Consider the following 4,574-nt stretch of genomic DNA (forward strand, 5'->3'; position numbering starts at 1 on the left):
GTCCCTTCTAGCTGGCAGCCGACACCTGACCCAAGACGATGTATGGAGTATCAACAGTGCAGCTGAGTATGCGGCTTCCTCTTACGGATTGCTGAAGCGGCCAAAGTCGGCATCGATCGCGGCTGCGCTTGAACTACGCGGCCACAGTGCGCTTGCAGACGAAGTGCGTCGGTTATGAACACGACACTCGGAGCAGTCCGAACGTGCAGCCCGATGCGGCTGGCTTGCTGTCCTGGTACGTGAAAGGTTGGGGTGGTGTCTGACGATTGCGCCGTTTGGTATGTACGCATCGACGATGCGAGCGTCCGCCAGGGCGGCAACGAATCAGCGTCCAGTCAAAAGGAATTCGGATGATTGAACTCAGGATCTCGCCTGGAGGTAGGCGTTTTCTCGCCCGGAGGACTGATCCCGCGGTGCAGACGGACACCGGGGTCGGCGTTGATGAATTGAGAATCCACCCGCACGTGCGAACCGGTCGGAAAACGGGCCCAGTTTTGCAGTGGTGGACTGGAGACGCGCGTGGCGTCGAACGTCATGCCAGCGACGCATATCGGCAGTTGCAAGTCGAGAAGAACCGGCTGTACGCCCAACTCGGACGCGGTGATGACACCCGAGTGCTCGACGCCATTTCCGAGCGCATACGCGCACAGATCACTCTGTTGTCAGAAAGGGTCGCGGCTGAGGGGCGAGTATCTCGCCAGGCGAGTAAGGCGCTGGTACCAGTGGCGTCCAAGGCGCTGGTACCAGACGTTCACACCGCACCGGAGGCCTGAACGCGGGAATAATCGCGACGCGCAAGGCGGCTTGCATTGAGGAACAATCAATTTGACGACATAGCTGGCCCCGGCTGGAAGGACCTCGTCCTCTTTGCCGGCAGCGCCGGCTTCGCCATGGCGATGGCTTTGGTGGCCTACTTCTCCGGCCAGCTCCTGCTGCTCATCGCCTCCGCGGCGGCGTGGGCCATCGCGATGGGGCCAGGCCTCAACAGACTGGCCGGTACCAGCGGCATGATCAGGGGGAGGAAAACATATGCCAGGGTGTTCTGGACATTCATCCCTGGCTGGGCCGCGCCATGGGCCGACGCGTGCGAACACCCGCACGAAGTGGTCACAGTTGACGGCATCAACCTCGATACAAGAATCGCGCCACTGGGGCTGGATCTATGGCGTCGAGGTATCCGTACCCACAACTCATGCCAAGGCGATACGCACCTCTACCGACTATACGAGTCGCGCCACGCGGCGGCGTGGGCTCCGCCAGCTGGCAACCCCTATTCGGCGTATCTGACACTGGAAAGGGTGGAGGATGCTCGCGCGGTGAGTCGTGTCCTAAATCCCGAGTCGGAGCATCAGGCGACGATAAGCGCCAGGGGCGCGATCATCCCGCAAGAGTGGTGGTTCGTGCACTTCGACCCAGCTTTACTGAGCAGCTGGCAACGAACAGCCGCCACGGACTCCGTCGAGGGCCAAGACTACGGCTTATCCGGGACTGATGCCGACTCGATGCGGTAGAGGCGTCGTCTTTCGTCGTAGTGCGCTGTGAGGGTTGGGTTTCCGGCGTCGAGGAGTTCGTCGAGCGTTATTTCAAGACTTCCGCCGTTCTTGTGAACGATGGCGGCGAGGATCGCACGTGCGAACGGGTCGGTAAACGGGCCGGGTTCTGCAGTGGTGCGCGGTTGGGATACGGCTGCGGTGAGGTGGCGGACTGCGTCGGCCAGAAGGGCCTCGGGTGATCCGTCGACGGCGTAGGCGGCGACCGCATCGACGGCAGAGCGCACTTTCTGTAGGTGCTCGGCGCGGCTGATGGTGCGGTTCTCGTCCGTTTGGGCCATGACCCGAGTCGTCGGAGAACTTGGGGGAGCGTCGAATTGGTTGCGGCGCATCAGTGGATGTCTCGGCTCCGCATACCAGTGACTATAGCGTGGCACGCTATAGGTCGTGGAGGGCTTGTAGCGGTGTTGCGGCGGCCGGTCACGGCTAAGTGTCAGCCGGGATTGTGAGTACCCGCCCAGGAGTGAGCGGTGCGTTCGCTTGCTCGATGAGTTCGGGATTCGCGAAGTCGTTGGCGGAGGCGATCTGCCGGTACTTGCTGCCGTCGCCGTAGAACCGTTCAGCGATCGCCCAGAGTGTGTCACCGGAAGCCACCGTGTAGGTACGCGGCTCAGCGCCGAGCCCGGGATCGAGATGAGGATCGGTCCACAGCCAGGCTGAATCATCGTAAAGCCCAGCTACTTTGATGTTCGCCAGCATCGTATTGGCGGCGATCGACGGCATCCAGCGGGCAAAGGCTTCTGACGATTTGGCCACGTAGGTGACAAGTTGTTCCGGCGGCAGCTGACGTTGACTGGCCGCGTCCGGGCCCAGCCACCAGTCTGTTGCCGATGCTGCAGCGCCAAGCAGAGTGGATGCTGCTAACTCGACCGCCTCGGGCGCCGGCGGAGATGCGGTTTCAGCACGAGTCAACTTCGCTGCCAGTGCGCGGGCCACCAGCGCGGCCGGTTGTTCGGCCGGCGGCACTGTTTTCTTGAGGAACCGGAACGTGTTCGGATGTTGTGTGGCGGCGCCGACGTAGTGCTCGACCGCGGCTTGCAACGCTTTTCGCAGGTCCTCGGTGTCATTGAGAGCACCAGACTCGTCGATCGCAACCACCACCCTGTCGCCAATCCGTTCGCTGATCGCCGACCGCAGTCCAGCCGTACTTCGGAAGTGCTGGAAGACTGTGGCCCTCGTGACGCCGCTTTCTTGCGCCAGGCGGTCGATCGCGAGATCAGCTTCCCCTTTGTCGATGATCCGCAGTGCTGTGTCGATGAGCAGTTCGCGGCGACTGTGCTTGGGGTCGTCGTCCACGGGTTGAGGCGACACCTCAGGTTCGGGTTCAGTATTCGGCTGCGGGGTTACCGATGGCGTTGTGCGTGCGTCGCGGATACGTTTGGCCAGTTCTGCCTCGTCGAACTGCAGTATCTGGTTGGCGGTTTCCCGTGCTTCCTCGGGCACCTTTGGGTCATCGACGATTGCGCCCGCCATGACGAGCGCCGCTCGGGCCGCCTGTAGTGGCTCGGCTTCGGTGAGCATCCCGTTGAAACTCATGTCGTGCCTCCAGGTCCCATTGTGCTCACTGATCGGGCTCCTCGCGAACTGGTGGGGTGAGATCGACACCGGCGCGCTTGAGATCTCCCAACTCATTGCCCATGTAAAAGCCGATCATGACGGAAAGATGCGGGTCATCGAGATCATCGGCCGCGTTCTTGATCGACTCGAGCATCTCGCTCGCCTGTTTGGGCGTCAGGGCGGGGGCGGTGGCCGAGTTGGATCCTGTAGCCGATGTCAGGCGGTCCACTACCCATTCGAACCGCTTCCAGATTTCGTCGTTGCGATGGTGGCGGTGGTCCTGGTTACGGGTCTGCCGGACCTGGTAGGCAGCGATCAACGCGGCACTGACGGCGGCGATGCCGGCGGTGAGCGTGGCGGCCGGCTGCGCCGCGATCCTCCAGAATTCTGTCGTACCCGGAATCGCGCACAGCCGTCCGACGGCGTAGCCGACGATCAGCGCGGCCACAAGCGCAACGCGATGTTGCCGCACCCATCTCTTCGCCCCCGCTGCCCACACCGAAAGCCACACGATTAGCAGCATGCACCAGTAACCCGCGACAACGAGCGATAATCCTGTGGGTGACCGTGGCCGAACCACCAACCCCGCCAACCGCACAAGGTGGACACCTCGACCACCAACCCCGCCGCCGCTGGCCACGCTGGATCACCAGCACCGCCGTGATCGCCGCCATAGCGGCGGCAGGGGTGAGCGGATGGGCACTACGCAGCGCCATTGAGCCAACACCGACTGGGCAATCGCAATCGGCGCCGGCATCCGCCGAACCCAGCGTTCCCCCCCGCCGCGGCCGCACGAACGCAGACCTGCGACGCCTACACGGCACTCGGGTCGCGCTGGAGCCGCGCATACCACGCGTGGCTGCCCGCAGTAAGCGGCGTGAACTGGCGTTGGAACGATCCGGCCGTAGCCGAAGCGACGAAGACCTTCTCAGAGGCACAAACTCAGATCTTGACGTCCTCCCCGCAGTGAACTGCGGGGATTCCTCGTGCCGGCCGGCTGTCTCGATAGGACGTTCATGCGGCTATCGCCGTGGGCTGGTCGGTAGTGGAGGTTTGCGCCGAGCAGCTTTGTCGCATCACGGTTTTGGCTTTACGCCTGGCGTTGATACGCGCCACCGACCTCCGCGAGAGCGGATGTCTGCGGCCTCGCCGCTTGCGTGCTGATGCACTACGGCTGGACTTCGGCGACTCGTCGACGCCCTGACGACGCCCCCAGCCCTGTTGGGCTGACGGCAAGTCCAGCCGATCGACCCCATCGACCCCGGTTCGGACGTGCAGTCCCAGGTAAGCCGAAAACAGGTCCCGATCTTCACTTATGCCGCACCCGCAGCGGTGGGTCCGTTGCGAGAGCGGCTTCTTCTTGCGGTTCCCGCACAGACATGTTTGCGACAAGGCGGTGGTGCGGGGGTCGTACTCGTAGAGTGGCTGGCCGCCGGCGCTTTCAGCCTTGCGGCGCATCATCTCTAT

At 63.1% G+C, this 4,574-nt stretch carries 4 protein-coding genes and 2 pseudogenes; 1 reads left to right on the forward strand and 5 read right to left on the reverse strand.

Annotated features, from left to right (window positions below):
• The first annotated feature begins 809 nt into the window (after positions 1-809).
• The gene (locus CWS39_RS27865; RefSeq protein ID WP_102146060.1) at positions 810-1,511 is read left to right on the forward strand and encodes a hypothetical protein; all 702 of its coding nucleotides are present in this window, start codon (positions 810-812) and stop codon (positions 1,509-1,511) included.
• Here the strand turns inward: CWS39_RS27865 and CWS39_RS27870 are convergent.
• The 5 genes and pseudogenes from CWS39_RS27870 to CWS39_RS27885 all read right to left on the reverse strand — a co-directional run.
• Positions 1,472-1,831: a hypothetical protein gene (locus CWS39_RS27870; RefSeq protein ID WP_102146061.1), complete on the reverse strand. Its 360-nt coding sequence runs from the start codon at positions 1,829-1,831 to the stop codon at positions 1,472-1,474. The genes CWS39_RS27865 and CWS39_RS27870 overlap by 40 nt on opposite strands.
• A 145-nt stretch (positions 1,832-1,976) precedes the next feature.
• Positions 1,977-2,180 (reverse strand): annotated as a pseudogene (locus CWS39_RS29905) (LysM peptidoglycan-binding domain-containing protein); the annotation flags it as partial.
• A 507-nt stretch (positions 2,181-2,687) separates the two neighbouring features.
• Positions 2,688-3,182: pseudogene (locus CWS39_RS29910) on the reverse strand (TetR/AcrR family transcriptional regulator); the annotation flags it as partial.
• Complete coding sequence (locus CWS39_RS27880) at positions 3,112-3,555, reverse strand: hypothetical protein (protein ID WP_142386972.1); 444 nt, start codon at positions 3,553-3,555, stop codon at positions 3,112-3,114. The gene CWS39_RS27880 and the pseudogene CWS39_RS29910, both read right to left, overlap by 71 nt.
• A gap of 566 nt (positions 3,556-4,121) precedes the next feature.
• Positions 4,122-4,574: zinc ribbon domain-containing protein (locus CWS39_RS27885; RefSeq protein WP_142386973.1), on the reverse strand; the 453-nt coding region annotated here is incomplete at its 5' end.

It is taken from the genome of Mycobacterium hubeiense (genome assembly GCF_002838065.1).
GTDB lineage: Bacteria > Actinomycetota > Actinomycetes > Mycobacteriales > Mycobacteriaceae > Mycobacterium > Mycobacterium hubeiense.

Coding starts and splice junctions, on each gene's coding strand:
- CWS39_RS27870 (WP_102146061.1), bottom strand. CDS start 1,831: ATGGCCCAAACGGACGAGAACCGCACCATCAGCCGCGCCGAGCACCTA.